The sequence below is a fragment of the Achromobacter insolitus genome (genome assembly GCF_002209555.1).
GTDB classification, from domain to species: domain Bacteria; phylum Pseudomonadota; class Gammaproteobacteria; order Burkholderiales; family Burkholderiaceae_B; genus Achromobacter; species Achromobacter insolitus.
In genome coordinates this window covers 232,903-248,269 of sequence record NZ_NJIF01000007.1, presented here as the reverse complement: position 1 = coordinate 248,269, position 15,367 = coordinate 232,903, and the positions used below count along the sequence as shown (strand labels likewise).

The following is a 15,367-nucleotide window of genomic DNA, read 5'->3' as shown; positions in this document are numbered from 1 at the left end:
CGGATAACCCGATGGCGGAAACGCCGTCTTTAGATTCAAAGGAAACTTATCATGCGTCACGGTAATGGCTTGCGTAAGCTCAACCGCACCAGCAGTCACCGTCTTGCCATGTTCCGCAACATGGCCGTTTCGTTGATCACCCACGAAGCGATCAAGACCACGCTGCCGAAGGCGAAAGAATTGCGCCGCGTCATCGAACCCCTGATCACGCTGGGCAAGGAGCCCACGCTCGCGAACAAGCGTCTGGCTTTTGCCCGTCTGCGCGATCGCGATGCGGTGGTGAAGCTGTTCGCCGAAATCGGCCCGCGCTACGCGGCCCGCAACGGCGGCTACACCCGCGTGCTGAAGATGGGCTTCCGTCAAGGCGACAACGCTCCCATGGCTTTCATGGAACTGGTTGACCGTCCGGAAGTCGATGAAGCCGCTGAGGACAGCGCCGAGTAACCTCGGTAGCTCGATAAGCGACAAGGGCGGGTCTTCGGACCCGCCCTTGTTTTTTTGGCCGCCCGCCTAGGATCACGAGGCGTGCAGTTCGCCCCGCAATTGCGCGGCAGTCTCGGCCAGCGCCTCTGCTGCAGGCTGGGGCGGCATGGTGAAAGTCAGGTTCTGTTGCTCGATGTACTGGGTGGACGTGACGTCTTGCGGATGATGCATGGGGATGACGTGCGCATGCGCGTGCGCCACGTGGATGCCCGTGAAGGCGAAGCCCACGCGTTCCACGTCATACAGGCGCTTCATGTGGCGCCCGAGCTTCTGCCCCAGATTGAGGATACTGCCCGCCAGATCGGCCGGCATGTCCTCGTAATAGGGATAGTGCTGCTTGGGGATGATGAGCGTGTGTCCGGGGCGCACAGGGTGGATATCGAGAAACGCCAGCAGGCGGTCATCTTCGTGGACCACGTGCACGGGGATTTCGTGGCGTGCGATACGGCAGAACAGACAGTTATCGGACATGCGTGCCTCGTTGGTAGCGGGTTGCATGGCGGCGCGTGCGGGCCCGGCGAATCCGGACGATGGCCGCAATACCGATAAAATACCCCGAGTTACGTCCCATACGGGTATCCCGAGGAGCCTTCATGTTGCGAGATGACGACGTTGTGCTGGTCATCAGCAATGCGCCCGACCTGCTGTTGGCCAAGCGGATTGCGCATGTCCTGGTCGAAGACGGTCTTGCCGCGTGCGTGAACCTTGGCGCGCCCGGCCTGTCCATCTACATGTGGAAAGGAGAAGTCGAAGGGGCGGAGGAAATCCCCATCCACATCAAGACCACATACGCGCGCCACCAGGCTGTAGTGCAGGCCTTGGCGCAGATGCATCCCTACGATGTGCCCGAGATCATTGTGCTGCCTGTCATCGGCGGCGCGGCGCCCTATCTGGACTGGGTGCGCGAACAGACGGCCGTCACGCAGAACAAGAGAGACTGATGTTGCAACTAGCCGGTATCGGCGCGCTTCGGCGCGAGTCCTGCGCGTCGCGCGCCTTCTTCAGGCAGTGGCTGGCCTTGCTGGCCATGCTGCTGCTGTTGTTGGGCTGGCAAACGGCCGCGCGTGCCGAGGCCGAGTTTCTTGAACCCGAGAAGGCCTTCATATTCAGCGCGGAGATGGTGGCGCCTGAAACGCTGGAATTGCGCTATCGCGTGGCGCCCGGCTACTACATGTACCGGGAACGCTTCGGTATCACCATCAGCCCCATCGGCGCCGCAACTCTGGGCGACGCGGTCTATCCCAAGGGCGAGGTCAAGTACGACCCGACCTTCGAGAAGGACATGGAGGTGTTCCACCAGGACGTGGTGATCCGCGTGCCGCTGGCTGCGGGCGGACAGCCCTTCACTTTGACCGTGACGGCACAGGGCTGCGCTGACGCGGGGTTGTGTTATCCACCCATGGACAGTAGCGTGAAACTCACGCCGGTAGCCGCTGGCTATGCCCTCGCTGGACCGGGCGGTGCCGCAGCAGCCGCCACCGGCGCGTCCAGCGCGTCCGGTGGATTGGGCGCGCTGGTCAATGCCGGCGATACCGGACTGGCCGACGCCCTGGGCGGCCTCGGCTGGGTCAAGACCGCGGGTGTGTTCCTGGTGCTGGGCCTGCTACTGGCCTTCACGCCTTGCGTGCTGCCTATGATTCCCATCCTGTCGTCCATCGTGTTGGGCGGCGCCGCGCAGGCCAAGCCGTCCCGCGGCCGCGGCTTGGCGCTGGCCGCCACCTACGTGCTGGGCATGTCTGTTGTCTACACCGCGCTGGGCGTGGCGGCGGGATTGAGCGGGGCCGGGCTGGCCGCCTGGCTGCAGACGCCGTGGATCCTAAGCTTGTTTGCGATCCTGCTGGCGGTGCTGGCACTGGCGATGTTCGATGCCTTCACGTTCCAGATGCCCGCCGGCATCCAGGGCTGGCTATCGCAGCGCTCTGCCCGTATTCCGGGCGGACGCTACACGGGCGCGCTGGTGATGGGCGCCTTGTCTGCGCTGATCGTTGGACCTTGCGTGGCTGCTCCGCTCGCGGGCGCGTTGTTGTATATCTCGCAGACGGGCGATGTGGTGCTGGGTGGATCGGCCCTATTCGCGATGGCATGGGGCATGGGTGTGCCGCTATTGATCGTAGGCGCATCCTCCGGCGCTTTGCTGCCGAAGGCCGGCCCCTGGATGGATGGCGTGAAGCGCCTGTTCGGCATGTTGTTGCTGGCCACGGCCTGGTGGATGCTGATTCCGGTGGTGCCGACCTGGGTGCAGATGACGGGTTGGGCATTCCTGGCCGTTGTTGCTGCGGTGATGCTGCGGGCGTTCGATGCCTTGCCGGAAGGCGCAGGTTCGGCGCGCATGTTCGGCAAGGGCGTGGGTCTGTTGCTGGCGCTGGCGGCGGCTGCCTGGCTCATTGGCGCGGCAAGCGGCGGACGCGATGTGTTGCAACCGCTGTCGCATCTGGCCGCGCGCACCGACGCACCTGCAGGCGTGGCAGCCAACAGCGGCGAAGTGCACTTTACCCGCGTGCGCAACAATGCCGAACTGGATGCCTTGCTGGCGCAAAGCCGCCAGCCGGTCATGCTGGATTTCTACGCGGACTGGTGCGTGTCGTGCCGCGAGATGGAGCGGTTTACGTTTACTGATCCCGGCGTCGCTCAACGCATGGCAGGCATGCTGCTGGTACAGGCCGACGTGACCGCGAACAATGCCGATGACCGCGCGCTGCTCAAGCGTTTCCGCCTGTTCGGGCCGCCGGGAATCATGTTTTTCGAACCAGGCGGCAAGGAGCTGCCTGACGCGCGCGTGGTCGGTTTCCAGGACGCCAAGCGCTTTACTGAATCGCTCGACAAGGTGCTGTTGCGCTGATGCGCGGCGGCCTTGCCGCAAGTTGCCCGCCGTGCCCAAAGGCCGCTCCACGGACCCGTCCGTGGAGCGGCCTTTTGCCGTTTGGGGCTGTTTGGTGGATTGGCTTCAGCCCTGGCGCGTCGCGCGTACGTCGCGGTTCTGCCAGCCCAGTTCCGCCGATATGGCATCGGCGCAGCGCTTGAGGTCGTCGATGAGCGGACTGGTCCAGCGCACATCGAACACCCCGGCCGCGCCGATAGCGGTGATCACCAGCACCACGTTGCCGTTGGAGTCGAACACCGGCGCGCTCAGGCCATTGATGCCCGGAATGGGATCGCCGACGGCGCGGGCAATGCCGCGCTGACGGACTTCACGCAGGGTCCGCTCGAATTTTTCCGTCTTGCCCAATGAGGGCACCGAGCCCAGGCGCAGATGGTCTTCGTGCAGCAGGCTTTCTATTTTCTTTGGCGGTAGCAACGCGGCGAATACCTTGCCGGTCGCTGTGTTGGTCAGCGACATGACGGTGCCGGTGCGCATGTTGACGTGGATGGGATAGTTGGATTCGTGCAGATGCACGATGACCGGCCCCAGGTTGCCAAGCACCGCGATGGCGATGGTCTGTCCGGTTCTTTCCGCGAACTCGCGCGTCATGGGCACGGCGATCTTGATGGGGTCCAGCCGGTGCAGCGCTGCCAGGCCCAGCTGCAGCGCGAGCGGACCCAGCTCGTATTCGCCGGTGTTGGGGTCTTGCCGTACCAGGCCCAGGTTGCCATAGCTGACGAGATAAGCATGGGCGTTGGCGCCCGACATGCCCGCCGCCTTGGCCAGCGCGCCCAGCGGCAGCGCGGACGAGTGTTCCAGCAACGCCAGCAGGATCTTGCCGCCGACTTCGATGGACTGGATACCGCGCCTGCGGGGCGGCGGAGCTGGAGTGTGGTCGGCATTGCGCTTGCCGGAGCTGGGTCTGGTGGCCATTTTCTTTTATCGAACGAGATTGCCTATGTTAGTACTTTCGCTAATCGTGAACCATATTGACATTATCAAATGCCTTATCTACAGTCGAAAGAATAAGAAGGCCGCCTCGATCCCGCGATCGGGAGCAGGCCGCCAAAGGGTATGGAGACAACGTGGAAGATTCTCGTCAATACGATTGCGACGTGTTGGTGGTCGGGTCGGGCGCGTCGGGCATGGCCGCGGCAATCACTGCGGCCACTGCGGGCCTGAAGGTCCTTATCGTTGAAAAAGAGCCGCGCTTCGGCGGCTCCACCGCGCGCTCGGGGGGCTGGCTCTGGATTCCGGGCACGTCGCTGGCCAAGATGCAGGGCATACATGAAACCCCGGACGAGGGGCGGGCCTATCTGCGACATGAGGCCGGCGACAGCTACAACGCTGAACGGGTCGACGCGTTTCTCGAGCATGGTCCGCGCGCTGTGGATTTCTTTACGTCGAATACCGAAGTCCAGTTCGACATGCCCTTGGTGTTTCCCGACTATCACGCGGAAGCGCCAGGCGGAAAGCAGGGTGGGCGTTCGATGGTGGCGCGGCCTTATGACGGCCGCAAGCTTGGCGCCCATATCCGCGACCTGGCGCCGGCGCTGCCTGAGCTGACGGTATTCGGCATGATGCTGGGTTCAGGCAAGGAAATCGTGCATTTCATGCGGGCCACGCGCTCCCTGGCTTCGGCCTGGTACGTGGCCAAGCGCCTGTCCCGGCATTTCCTGGATGTGCTCAAGCATGGCCGCGGGATGACTTTGACCAACGGCAATGCGCTGGCCGGCCGCCTGGCCGCGTCGGCATTCAAACTGGGCGTGCCTCTATGGCTGAATGCGCCGGCCAAGTCGCTCATCATCGAGGACGGCACCGTCCATGGCGCGGTGGTGCAGCGTGACGGAGCGACGGTGCGCGTGCGTGCCGCGCGTGCCGTGGTGCTGGCTTCCGGGGGCTTTCCCTATGACATCGAGCGGCGCAAACGCCTGTACGCGCATGCGCCCAACGGCACGGAACACTATTCGCCGTCGCCAGCGGGAAACACCGGGGACGGGCTACGCCTGGCTGAGAGCGCGGGCGGACAGGTCAACACCGATTTGCCCAATGCCGCCGCGTGGGTGCCGGTGTCCGTGGTGACGCGCAAGGATGGCAGTCCGGGCTACATGCCGCACTTCATCGATCGCGCCAAGCCGGGGGTCATCGCCGTCACGCGCAACGGAAAGCGCTTTACCAACGAAGGCAGCTCGTACCATGACTTCGTGCAAGAGATGGTGCGCGCATGTGAAGGGCAGGGCGAGACCTGCGCCTGGCTGATCTGCGACCACAAGACCTTGCGCAAATACGGCCTGGGGAGCGCTGCGCCATTTCCGCTGCCGATCAAGCGCTATCTGGATACCGGCTATCTGACGCGCGGCGCATCGGTCGCGGAACTGGCGCAGAAAACAGGTATCGACGCCGGCAGCTTGCGCCAGACGGTCGAGGCATTCAATCGGGAGGCGGTGCTGGGGCGCGATCCACAGTTCGGCAAGGGCAGCAAAGCCTACAACCGATATCAAGGGGACGCGCTGCACGGTCCGAATCCCTGCGTCGCGCCGATAGTGAAGGGGCCGTATTACGCGATCAAGGTCATGATCGGCGACATTGGTACGTTCGCGGGCCTGAAGGTCGATGGCGAGGGTCGCGTCTTGAATGAACAAGGCGTAGTCGTTCGCGGCCTGTACGCCGTGGGCAATGATGCTTGCAGCATTATGGGCGGCAACTATCCCGGCGCGGGCATCACACTGGGCCCGGCGCTGACCTTTGGCTATATCGCGGGGCAAAGCATTGCTGCCGCCGGCCAGGCTCGGGCGGACGTACCCGCGACGGGCGCTCCCGCGCAGGCCGCCGCATGAGCGCCGCGCCGGCAGGACTGCTGCGGGGCAAGCTAGCCTTGGTAACAGGCGCGGGCCAAGGCAATGGACGGGCATTGGCGCTGGGGCTGGCGGCCGCCGGCGCGCGCGTGGTCGCGACCGACGTGCAGGCCGATAAGGCGAGGCATACCGCGGACGCCATCATCGCCGCGGGCGGGGAGGCCTGGAGCCACGTGCTGGACGTGACGGACTCCGAGGCTTGCGCGGCCGTGGCGGCGCAAGTGCAGCTGGAAGTCGGTCCTATCGACGTACTGGTCAACAACGCGGGCATCCTCATCCGCGAGGGCATCGACAGCCCGCGCGCGGCCGAGAACTGGAAGCGGGTGCTGGACGTGAACCTGAACGGCAGCTTCAACATGATCCATGCCTTTCTGGGGGCGCTGCGTGCCACGCGCGGTGTCATCATCAACGTAGGCTCCATTGCGTCGTTCGCAGGCGTGGGCGCCACGCTGGGCTATTCGCCGTCCAAGGGTGGCGTGAAGATGATGACGCAGGCCATGGCGCGCGACCTTGCGCCCGACGGCATACGAGTCAACGCCATCGCTCCGGGTGTCATCGAAACGCCGATGACGCAGTACACGCGGGACGATCCCGGCCGCCTCGCGAATTTCATGCAGCGCATACCGCTGGGCCGGGTGGGACAGCCCGAAGACTTGGTGGGCCCCGCCGTGTTCCTGGCTTCGCCGATGGCGGAGTACGTGACAGGCGTATCCCTGCCTGTGGATGGCGGCTACCTCGCGGTATAGCCGCAGCCTCCGCGCGCCTGGGGCCGGACGAAGAATCATCGACGTGCAGCACATCTGAAAAACACAGGAGACAACGATGAAAGCAACGGGGATTTTCTCCACCTTGTCCAAGGCGGCCGCCTTATGCGCGCTGGCCCTTGGCGCGCAGGCGTACGCCCAGGACATCAAGATCGGCTTTAACGGCGATCTGTCGGCTTCGCCTTCCGCGCAAAGCGGGCAGGCGGCCGTGCTGGGACTGCGCACGGCCATCGACGACATCAATGCCGCCGGCGGCCTGTTGGGCCGCAAGGTGGTGCTGGTGGTGCGCGATGACCTTTCGCAGCCACCCAAGTCGATCCAGAACATGGCGGACTTGATCGATAACGAGAAGGTGGTGGCCATCGTGGGCCCGACCAACTCGGGCAACGCGTTGGCCTGGAAGCACATTCCGAACCAGAAGAAGATCCCCGTCATGGGCGCCATCGGCTCCGGCACGGACATCACCAAGCCCATGCGGGCCGGGGCGGACAATTACATGTTTCGCGTCGGCATGGTGGACCGCGAACAGGTAAACGGCGTGATCGGCTACTTGAAGAAGAACCCCAAGGTCAAGAACGTGGGCTTCATGATCGAGACCACCGGCTACGGTCAGAGCGCGCTCAAGGACCTGGAGGAAGTGGGCGCGGCGCAGGGCGTCAAGGCCGTGGCGGTCGAAAAGTTCGGCGTGGCCGACACCGACATGACTTCGCAGCTGAACAAGCTGAAAGCGGCAGGCGTGGACACGGTGGTGATCTGGGCGCAGAGCACGCCGATCGCTCACGTGTTCCGCAGCATGGAGAAGATCAATTGGTTTCCGCTGACGCTGACCTCGTGGGCGGCGGACAACATCGCCTTCTACGATACCGCGGGCAAGACGCTGTCCGAAAAGCCTTTCTTCCTGCGGACCATCACCGACAACCGCACGCCCGCGCAGCAAAAGCTGTATGACCGCGTGTCGGCCAAGATGACTTCGCCCACCGCCTTCGGCTTCCTGGCCCACGCCTACGATGGCATGAACCTGTTGGGCATGGCGATCAAGCAGGCGAACTCCACCGATGGCGACAAAGTGCGTCTGGCACTGGAGAACCTGCAGGGTACCTACGAAGGCGCGATGAAAACCTATACCAAACCGTTCTCGGCCACGGTGCATGACGCGCTGCTGGTCAGCGACTACAAGTGGGCGCATTGGCAGGACGGCAAGCTGGTTCCCTACGCGGACGACGTGACTGTCGCCGTGGCCAAGTAGAAGCAGGAACGCGACAGGGATAAGGGGCCGTCATGTTGGCGACATTGTTGCAGGCGCTCGTCAGCGGGCTAGCCGTGGGGGGCGCGTATGCGCTGGTGGCGCTGGGCTTCAGCATCACGTTCACGACCACCCGTACGCTCAACTTCGGGCATGGGGAGTTCGTGTCCGTGGGTGCGTTCATCGGGGTAGGCGCCTTGTTCCTGTTTGCGGGCAAGCCGATCACCACCGCAGCCTTCACGGGCCTTGCGCTGAACGGCTGGGAATATCTACTGGCCGGGTTGGCGGCAGTCGTAGTGATGGGCTTGCTGGGCGTGCTGCTCTACGTGTTCGGCGTGCGGCCGTTCGCCTCGCGTCCGGGCATGGCATGGGTCATGAGTACGCTCGGGTTCGGCATCCTGCTGCAGAGTGCCGCGTTCGCGGTGTGGGGGCCCGCGCCCGTCACGGTGCCGGCGCCTTTCGGCGACGAGGTGATCCGCGTGTTCGGCGCAGGCGTGCGCAGCCAGGAATTGCTGCTGCTCGCGGTGGCCGTGGCCGTGATGGTGCTGTTCGACCGCGTCATGAACCGGACCGTTCTGGGCAAGGCAATGCGAGCCGTGGCGGCGAACCCCGCCGTGGCCAATCTGATGGGCATCAATGTGAATGCGGTGATGACCGGTGCTTTCTTCGCCAGTTCGGCGCTGGCCGGGCTTGCGGGCTTCCTGGTCGCGCCGATCACGTCGGCTTCGATTTTCATGGGCCTGGCCATCGGTCTTAAAGGCTTTTCGGGCGCGATGATAGGCGGCCTGTCTAATCCGCGCGGCTGCGTGTTGGGCGGCTTCGTGCTGGGGTTGCTGGAGTCCTATGTGAACCTCTGGCAGTCGCAATGGCGCGAAGTGGCGATCTTCGGCCTGGTGATCCTGGTGCTGGCGGTCAAGCCCACTGGCCTGTTCGGCAAGCGCCTGGTGGAGAAGGTATGACGCGGCACGGGCAGACCCTGATTACCGTAGCGTTGGCGGCAGCGCTCGCGGCCTTCGCCGCGCTCGTGGACAACGATTACTACCTTCGCATCGTGTTCATGGCTTGCGTGTATTACTTGTGCGCTGCGGGTGTGAACGTGTTGGTGGGCTATGCGGGCCAGAAGTCGCTGGGACAGGCGGGCCTGTTTGCGGCTGGCGCCTATACCGCAGCCCTGCTGACCTCGCGCTGGCAGGTGGATCCGTGGCTGGCGCTGGCTGCGGCACCGGTGGTGGCGGGCGTGTTCGGTGTGCTGATCGCGTTGCCGTCGTTACGCGTCAAGGGGCCGTATCTGGCCATGGTGACGCTGGCGTTCGGCATCGTCATGGAGAAGATCGTCACCGAATGGGTGGACGTATTCGGCGGCCCGTCGGGTCTGTTCGGCATCATGCCGCTGACCTGGGGAGGGAATGCGTTCACCAACCAGCAGTGGGTGTGGTTCGCGTTGGTGCTGTGCGTGGCGACGCAGCTGTTGCTGCGCAACGTGCTGGAAGGGCGCTTCGGCCGGGCGCTGCTGTCGGTGCAGGCCGACGAGATCGCGTCGTCTTCCGTCGGGGTGCGGGTGTATCGCGCCAAGGTCATCGCGTTTGTCGTGGCGGCCGTGACCTGCGGCATTGCCGGTGCGCTGGTGGCGCAACAGAACCAGTACATCAACTCGGATTTCATTGGCTTCAACCTGTCGATCTTCATTCTGTTGCTGGTGTTGTTCGGTGGGGCGGGCTCGAAGGCGGGGCCGGCCGTGGGGGCGATAGCGCTTACCATCATCGATGCGATGCTGGCGCGCTGGCCATCGGTGCAGCACTTCTTTTATGGCGCGTTGTTGCTCTTCGCGCTGTACTTCATGCCGGGCGGCGTGATGGGATTGTTTGCGCGGCGTGCACGCCGCGTCGCGGATGCGCGGCCGCAAGGCGGGGGCGAGGCGGAACCCGCCATGACCAAGCCGGCCGCCCCGGCGCAGGAGGACTTGCTGCTGGTGGTCGAGAGCTTGAGCAAGGCGTATGGCGGCGTAAAGCCGGCGCAGGACATTTCGTTCTGCTTGCGCCGTGGCCACGTGCATGCGCTGATCGGACCGAACGGCGCGGGCAAGAGCACGCTGATCAATATGCTCAGCGGCGTGGTGCTGCCGGACGCGGGCGTGGTCCGCTTCCTGGGCACGGACATCGCGGGCGAGCGGCCGCACGCCATTTGCAAGATGGGTATCGGCCGCAGCTTCCAGAACCTGCGCTTGTTCGGCGACCTGTCGGTGCTGGACAACGTATTGCTGGGTCGCCATAGCCGCATGAAAAACGGTTTCTGGGCGTCGCTGCTGGGACTGCGCGGCGCCCGCGCCGAGGAACGTCGCGCGCGTGAGCACGCATACCGGCTGGTGCGCATGGTGGGCCTGGAGCATCTGGCGGATACGCCAGCGGGCAGCCTGCCTTATGGCCTGCAAAGGCGGGTGGAGCTGGCGCGCGCCTTGGCGACGGAACCGACCTTGCTGCTGCTGGACGAACCGGCGGCGGGCTTGAACCCCCAGGAGACCGCGGAACTCGGGCAGCTGTTGGTGCGCATTGGCGCGTCCTGCGGCATTACGCTGCTGATGGTCGAGCATCACATGGATCTGGTAATGGCAATTTCCGACCACGTGATAGTGCTGGACTACGGCATCAAGATCGCCGAAGGGAAGCCGGCGCAAGTGCAGGCGGACAAACGGGTGATCGAGGCGTATCTCGGGACCGGCATGGCCTGAGCGCCAGGTCATTAGGTATGAACAGGCCGTAGACGATGCTGAAACTAGAATCCGTGCAAATTTCGTATGGCGCCATCCAGGCGGTGCGCGACGTGTCTCTGGAGATCCGCGCGGGCGAGATCGTGACCATCATCGGCGCCAATGGCGCGGGAAAAAGCACCTTGCTTAAGGGGGTGGCAGGGTTGGAGCCCTTGCAGGGCGGGCGCGTGACCTTTGACGGGCGCGACATTACACAGGTGGCGGCGCATCAGCGCGTGGGCCTGGGCCTGGCGCTGTCGCCGGAAGGGCGGGGGGTGTTTGCGGACCAGACGGTCTACGACAACCTGGTGCTGGGCGGCTACATCCGGCGTCGGGACCCGGCGGCGGTGGCCGAAGGCGTGGAGCGCGGATACCGGCTGTTCCCAAGGCTGCGCGAACGGCGCGATCAGCTGGCAGGCACGCTGTCCGGCGGCGAGCAGCAGATGCTGGCGATGGCGCGCGCCCTGATGAGCGAGCCGCGACTCCTGTGCCTGGACGAGCCTTCGTTGGGCCTGGCGCCCCTGATCGTGCAGGACATCTTTGCCGCGATCTGCAAGCTGCGCGACGACGGCCTGACCATCGTGCTGGTGGAGCAAATGGCCAACCAGGCGCTGGGTGTGGCCGATCGGGCGTATGTGCTGGAAACCGGGCGCATTACGTTGAGCGGCTCGGGCGCTGAACTGCTGCGCGATCCGAACGTCCGGGCGGCCTACCTCGGCGCGCATTGAGTCCCGGACCCAGGCGCGATACCATGTCCACGGCGCCGCGTGGGCGGCGCATCCAATCCTCCCTCCAGGCCGGCGCCCGTGACGTCCCCGACAGTTGATGCAAGCCAGGACCGCACAGGTCTTATCTATCTTCAATTGATGTTCGTCATGGCCACATGGGGCCTGAACATCGTGTCGGTCAAGTACCTGACGCTGCATATGGATGTGCAGGCGCTGGCCGCCGTGCGCATCGTCATCGCGTTCATTACCGTCACCCTCATCATCAAGGCGCGCCGTGGCCGCATCCCCCGGCTGGGCGGCGCGGAGCTCGGCTGGGTGGCGTTGGCGGGCTTCCTGGTCGTGTACGCGCACCAAATGGCGCTGGTAACGGGCCTGCGGGTGTCCTCGGCCGCCAACGGTACGCTCATCATGGCGACCAGTCCTTTGCTGTCGGCGTTGCTGGCGGCGATCTTCTATCGCGAGAAACTGACGTTGGTGCGCATTTCCGGCGCCTTGCTGGGTCTCTTGGGCGTAGGCATGGTGGTCGTCGGCAGCGGCGCGCGGATCGGCCTGACGGGCTGGGGCGACGCCATCGTGTTCGTGGCGGTGCTGGTGTTCGTGTGCGGCGGTCTGGTGATCCAGCGCATGTCGCGCAGCATGGATCCGTTGGGCATGCTCTGGTACATGTACCTGGCCGGCGGGTTGATGCTGGTGGTGCATGCGGCCCTGACGCCGGCGTCCTACCAGGGTGATACCTGGCAGATGACGTGGTGGCCGTGGCTGGTGCTGCTGTTCTCGGCCGTGATCGCCTCCGGGGTCAGCAACATTGTCTGGAATGCCGGGATCGCCCGCCTGGGCATCAGCCGCGCCGCCTTGTTCGTGAACTGGCTGCCGATCTTCGGCCTGCTGTTTGCGGCGCTGTTCCTTGACGAGCACGTCACGCTGACGCACGTCGCGGGGTTGGCCTGCGTGCTGGCCGGAACCTGGCTGGGATTACGCCGGGGGGCGCCCGTGGCGGGCCGCAATGCGGCCGCGAAGACTTGATCCACGGTACGCATCGCGGGAGGCCCGTGCCGGCCCGACCCGCGACGCCGTGAACGTTTAGCGCTGGTTCTTCAACAGCTTCGCGGCTTCGATCGCGAAGTAGGTCAGGATGCCATCGGCGCCGGCGCGTTTGAATGCCAGCAGGGCTTCCATCATGACCTTGTCGTGGTCCAGCCAGCCATTGGCGGCAGCGGCCTTGATCATGGCGTATTCGCCGCTGACCTGGTAGGCGAAGGTGGGCACGCGGAACGTGTCCTTGACCCGACGCAGCACGTCCAGGTAGGGCATGCCCGGCTTGACCATGACCATGTCGGCGCCTTCCTGCAGGTCGGCCGCGACTTCGCGCAGGGCTTCGTCGAGGTTGCCCGGGTCCATCTGGTAGGCCATCTTGTTGGACTTGCCCAGGTTGGTGGCCGAGCCCACGGCGTCGCGGAAGGGGCCATAGAAGGCGCTGGCGTATTTGGCTGAGTAAGCCATGATCTGCGTGTGGATATGGCCGTTGGCCTCCAGCGCGCGGCGCACGGCGCCGATGCGACCGTCCATCATGTCGCTGGGGGCGACCATGTCGACGCCCGCGGCGGCTTGAGTGAGCGCCTGCTTGACCAGGATCTCGACGGTGGCTTCGTTGATGACGTAGCCGTTGTCGTCGATGACGCCGTCCTGGCCGTGGCTGGTGTAGGGATCCAGCGCCACGTCGCACAGGATGCCAAGCTCGGGCACGTGGGCCTTCAGTTCGCGCACTACGCGAGGGATCAGGCCGTCGGGATTGGTGGCTTCGATGCCGTCGGGCGTCTTGAGCGAGGGATCGATGGCGGGAAAGAGCGCCAGCACGGGAATGCCCAGGTCGACGCATTCCTGCGCCACGGGCAGTAGCGTATCCAGCGAATAGCGCACCACGCCCGGCAGGGACGGCACGGCTTGCTGCAGGCCGGTTCCTTCGGCCACGAACACGGGGTAGATCAGATCGTTGACCGTCAGGGCGTTCTCGCGCACCAGGCGGCGGGTGAAGTCGTCGCGGCGCAGGCGGCGCGGGCGGGATACCGGGAATTCAGGGGAAATGATCTGCGGGTTCATGGTACGACCTTGGGAGAAATCCAGTTTTCTATGTGCGCGCCAGCCTCTTCCAGGCCGATGCGTTCCGGCGCAGAGAAGGGGATGGTGTGCAGGGCGCCAATATCGGCCAGATCCTTGCGCACGGAAAACACCGTGCGCACGCGCTGGCCATAGGGCAGCTTGTCGGCTTTGGTCAGGAGGGCCAGTACCGGGCGTCCGGTGGGCGCGATGAAATTGGCGAGGCGGCGGTCCAGTTCGGTGACGCCGCGGCGGATGTCGATGAGCAGCACGATGCCGGCCAGCGATTCGCGGTCGCGCAGGTAGCCGCCCAGGATGTCGGCCCACTTTTCCTTTTCGTCGCGGGCCACGGAGGCGTAGCCGTAGCCGGGCAGGTCGACGAGATAGCCGATGTGGCCTTCCGGGTTCAGCGGGTCGGGCAGGCTGAACATATTGATCAGGCGCGTGCGGCCTGGCGTCTTGCTCGAAAAGGCAAGGCGGCGCTGGTTGCACAGCACGTTGATGGCCGTGGACTTGCCGGCGTTGGAGCGGCCGACGAAGCAGACCTCGGGAGCGCCGGCGGCCGGCAGCTGGTCGAGGCGAGCCGCGGAAGTGAGGAAAGAGGCGCGATGTAGGAGGGACACGGGTGGCTTTGGATACGGTTGGTTTCGAGCCCTATTGTATAATCCGGCGTTTGCAACAGTGGTCCCCGTGCGCGGAGCCGTCTTTTTTGCTTACTGTTTAGCTTGCTGAACGCTTTATCCGGCAAGTTCGCAGCAACATCGCAGGCAGGAAGGCAAAACAGGTTCGATACGGTATTCCAGGGTGTGCGGGCAGGCGTGGGCGCCTTTTTGCGCCTTGATCGATGCGATCGTCGAGGTCTTCATGAAGCGTGTGCTGTCCCGGATGTTGGTTGCGAGCGGGCTGTTGCTCGGCGCCTCCGCCTTATCTACTACGAGTTTCGCCGCCGAAGGCGCTGCGGGCCCGGTAAAACCTGATGCCGCCAAGGGCGGACAGCTGTTTGACCAGGGTGATGCGGCCAGAGGCATCATCGCCTGTGCGTCCTGTCATGGCGCGGCGGGCAATAGCACCATCCCGGTGAATCCCAACCTGGCCGCGCAGTCCCACGAGTACCTGGCCAAGCAGTTGGCGGACTTCCAGGTCAAGCCCGGCGCCAAGTTGCCGGTGCGCAACGGTGCAGGCGGCAATCCCACCCCGATGACGGCTATGGCGCAGAACCTGACGCCCGCCGACATGCAGAACATCGCGCTGTACCTGGCGCAACAGCCGCTCAAGGAGCCCGCCACGGCCGGCCAGGAGAAGCTTGTTGATCTGGGTCAAAAGATCTGGCGCGGCGGCTTGCCGGATCGCAAGGTTCCGGCATGCGCCTCGTGCCATTCTGCCAATGGCGCCGGCATCCCCAGCCAGTACCCCCGGCTGTCGGGCCAGTTCCCCATGTATATCGAAGAACAGCTGAAGCTGTTCCGCAGTGGCGACCGTAAGAACGACGTGATGTTCGCCATCGCGGACCGCATGTCGGACGCCGACATCAAGGCCGTGTCGGACTACGCCGCCGGCCTGCGGTAGGCGCAAGCCCGCCACGCGCGCGGCTGGTCCG

Annotated in this window: 15 protein-coding genes; 11 read left to right on the top strand and 4 right to left on the bottom strand. The window is 64.7% G+C overall.

All coding sequences use genetic code 11. The features are described from left to right. Nucleotides 1-51: 51 nt before the first annotated feature. A complete protein-coding gene (rplQ, locus tag CEY08_RS21675) occupies nucleotides 52-444 on the top strand; it encodes a 50S ribosomal protein L17 (RefSeq protein WP_006389635.1) in 393 nt (130 codons plus the stop codon). Nucleotides 445-516: 72 nt separating this feature from the next. On the opposite strand, the gene CEY08_RS21670 is transcribed toward rplQ, so the two are convergent. Next, the gene (locus CEY08_RS21670; RefSeq protein ID WP_076818058.1) at nucleotides 517-954 is read right to left on the bottom strand and encodes an HIT family protein; all 438 of its coding nucleotides are present in this window, start codon (nucleotides 952-954) and stop codon (nucleotides 517-519) included. Between the two features lie 122 nt (nucleotides 955-1,076). Between CEY08_RS21670 and cutA the strand changes: the two genes are divergently transcribed. Together cutA and dsbD are read left to right on the top strand one after the other, a co-directional pair. After that, nucleotides 1,077-1,424, top strand: a complete 348-nt coding sequence (gene cutA, locus CEY08_RS21665; RefSeq protein WP_054457254.1) for a divalent-cation tolerance protein CutA — start codon at nucleotides 1,077-1,079, stop codon at nucleotides 1,422-1,424. Beyond that, nucleotides 1,424-3,322 carry a protein-disulfide reductase DsbD gene (gene dsbD / locus CEY08_RS21660; RefSeq protein ID WP_088607789.1) on the top strand — a complete coding sequence of 633 codons (1,899 nt, stop codon included), beginning with the start codon at nucleotides 1,424-1,426 and terminating at the stop codon, nucleotides 3,320-3,322. The genes cutA and dsbD overlap by 1 nt, the downstream gene beginning before the upstream one ends. 105 nt (nucleotides 3,323-3,427) lie before the next feature. On the opposite strand, the gene CEY08_RS21655 is transcribed toward dsbD, so the two are convergent. Continuing rightward, the gene (locus tag CEY08_RS21655; RefSeq protein WP_082884676.1) at nucleotides 3,428-4,276 is read right to left on the bottom strand and encodes an IclR family transcriptional regulator; all 849 of its coding nucleotides are present in this window, start codon (nucleotides 4,274-4,276) and stop codon (nucleotides 3,428-3,430) included. A 152-nt stretch (nucleotides 4,277-4,428) separates the two neighbouring features. Here CEY08_RS21655 and CEY08_RS21650 point away from each other — a divergent pair, with 152 nt between their 5' ends. From CEY08_RS21650 to CEY08_RS21620, 7 genes are all read left to right on the top strand, one after another. Beyond that, nucleotides 4,429-6,180: an FAD-dependent oxidoreductase gene (locus CEY08_RS21650; protein ID WP_063961637.1), complete on the top strand. Its 1,752-nt coding sequence runs from the start codon at nucleotides 4,429-4,431 to the stop codon at nucleotides 6,178-6,180. Continuing rightward, nucleotides 6,177-6,944 carry an SDR family NAD(P)-dependent oxidoreductase gene (locus CEY08_RS21645; protein WP_063641547.1) on the top strand — a complete coding sequence of 256 codons (768 nt, stop codon included), beginning with the start codon at nucleotides 6,177-6,179 and terminating at the stop codon, nucleotides 6,942-6,944. Before CEY08_RS21650 ends, CEY08_RS21645 begins: the two co-directional genes overlap by 4 nt. A gap of 76 nt (nucleotides 6,945-7,020) precedes the next feature. Beyond that, on the top strand, nucleotides 7,021-8,208 hold the full coding sequence (locus CEY08_RS21640; protein WP_076816814.1) for an ABC transporter substrate-binding protein: 1,188 nt from the start codon (nucleotides 7,021-7,023) through the stop codon (nucleotides 8,206-8,208). Between the two features lie 32 nt (nucleotides 8,209-8,240). Beyond that, nucleotides 8,241-9,164, top strand: a complete 924-nt coding sequence (locus CEY08_RS21635) for a branched-chain amino acid ABC transporter permease (RefSeq protein ID WP_042795927.1) — start codon at nucleotides 8,241-8,243, stop codon at nucleotides 9,162-9,164. Beyond that, entirely contained in the window at nucleotides 9,161-10,930 is a 1,770-nt protein-coding gene (locus CEY08_RS21630) for a branched-chain amino acid ABC transporter ATP-binding protein/permease (protein ID WP_063961640.1), read from the top strand. The genes CEY08_RS21635 and CEY08_RS21630 overlap by 4 nt, the downstream gene beginning before the upstream one ends. Nucleotides 10,931-10,965: 35 nt before the next feature. After that, nucleotides 10,966-11,676, top strand: a complete 711-nt coding sequence (locus CEY08_RS21625; protein ID WP_063641544.1) for an ABC transporter ATP-binding protein — start codon at nucleotides 10,966-10,968, stop codon at nucleotides 11,674-11,676. Nucleotides 11,677-11,814: 138 nt separating this feature from the next. After that, nucleotides 11,815-12,699, top strand: a complete 885-nt coding sequence (locus CEY08_RS21620) for a DMT family transporter (RefSeq protein WP_042797482.1) — start codon at nucleotides 11,815-11,817, stop codon at nucleotides 12,697-12,699. A gap of 57 nt (nucleotides 12,700-12,756) precedes the next feature. On the opposite strand, the gene hemB is transcribed toward CEY08_RS21620, so the two are convergent. Together hemB and yihA are read right to left on the bottom strand one after the other, a co-directional pair. After that, a complete protein-coding gene (gene hemB / locus CEY08_RS21615) occupies nucleotides 12,757-13,773 on the bottom strand; it encodes a porphobilinogen synthase (protein ID WP_076816811.1) in 1,017 nt (338 codons plus the stop codon). Beyond that, nucleotides 13,770-14,393 carry a ribosome biogenesis GTP-binding protein YihA/YsxC gene (gene yihA / locus CEY08_RS21610; RefSeq protein WP_076816809.1) on the bottom strand — a complete coding sequence of 208 codons (624 nt, stop codon included), beginning with the start codon at nucleotides 14,391-14,393 and terminating at the stop codon, nucleotides 13,770-13,772. Before yihA ends, hemB begins: the two co-directional genes overlap by 4 nt. A 241-nt stretch (nucleotides 14,394-14,634) precedes the next feature. On the opposite strand from yihA, the gene CEY08_RS21605 reads away from it, so the two are divergent. Then, on the top strand, nucleotides 14,635-15,336 hold the full coding sequence (locus CEY08_RS21605) for a c-type cytochrome (RefSeq protein ID WP_042797483.1): 702 nt from the start codon (nucleotides 14,635-14,637) through the stop codon (nucleotides 15,334-15,336). Nucleotides 15,337-15,367 lie beyond the last annotated feature (31 nt).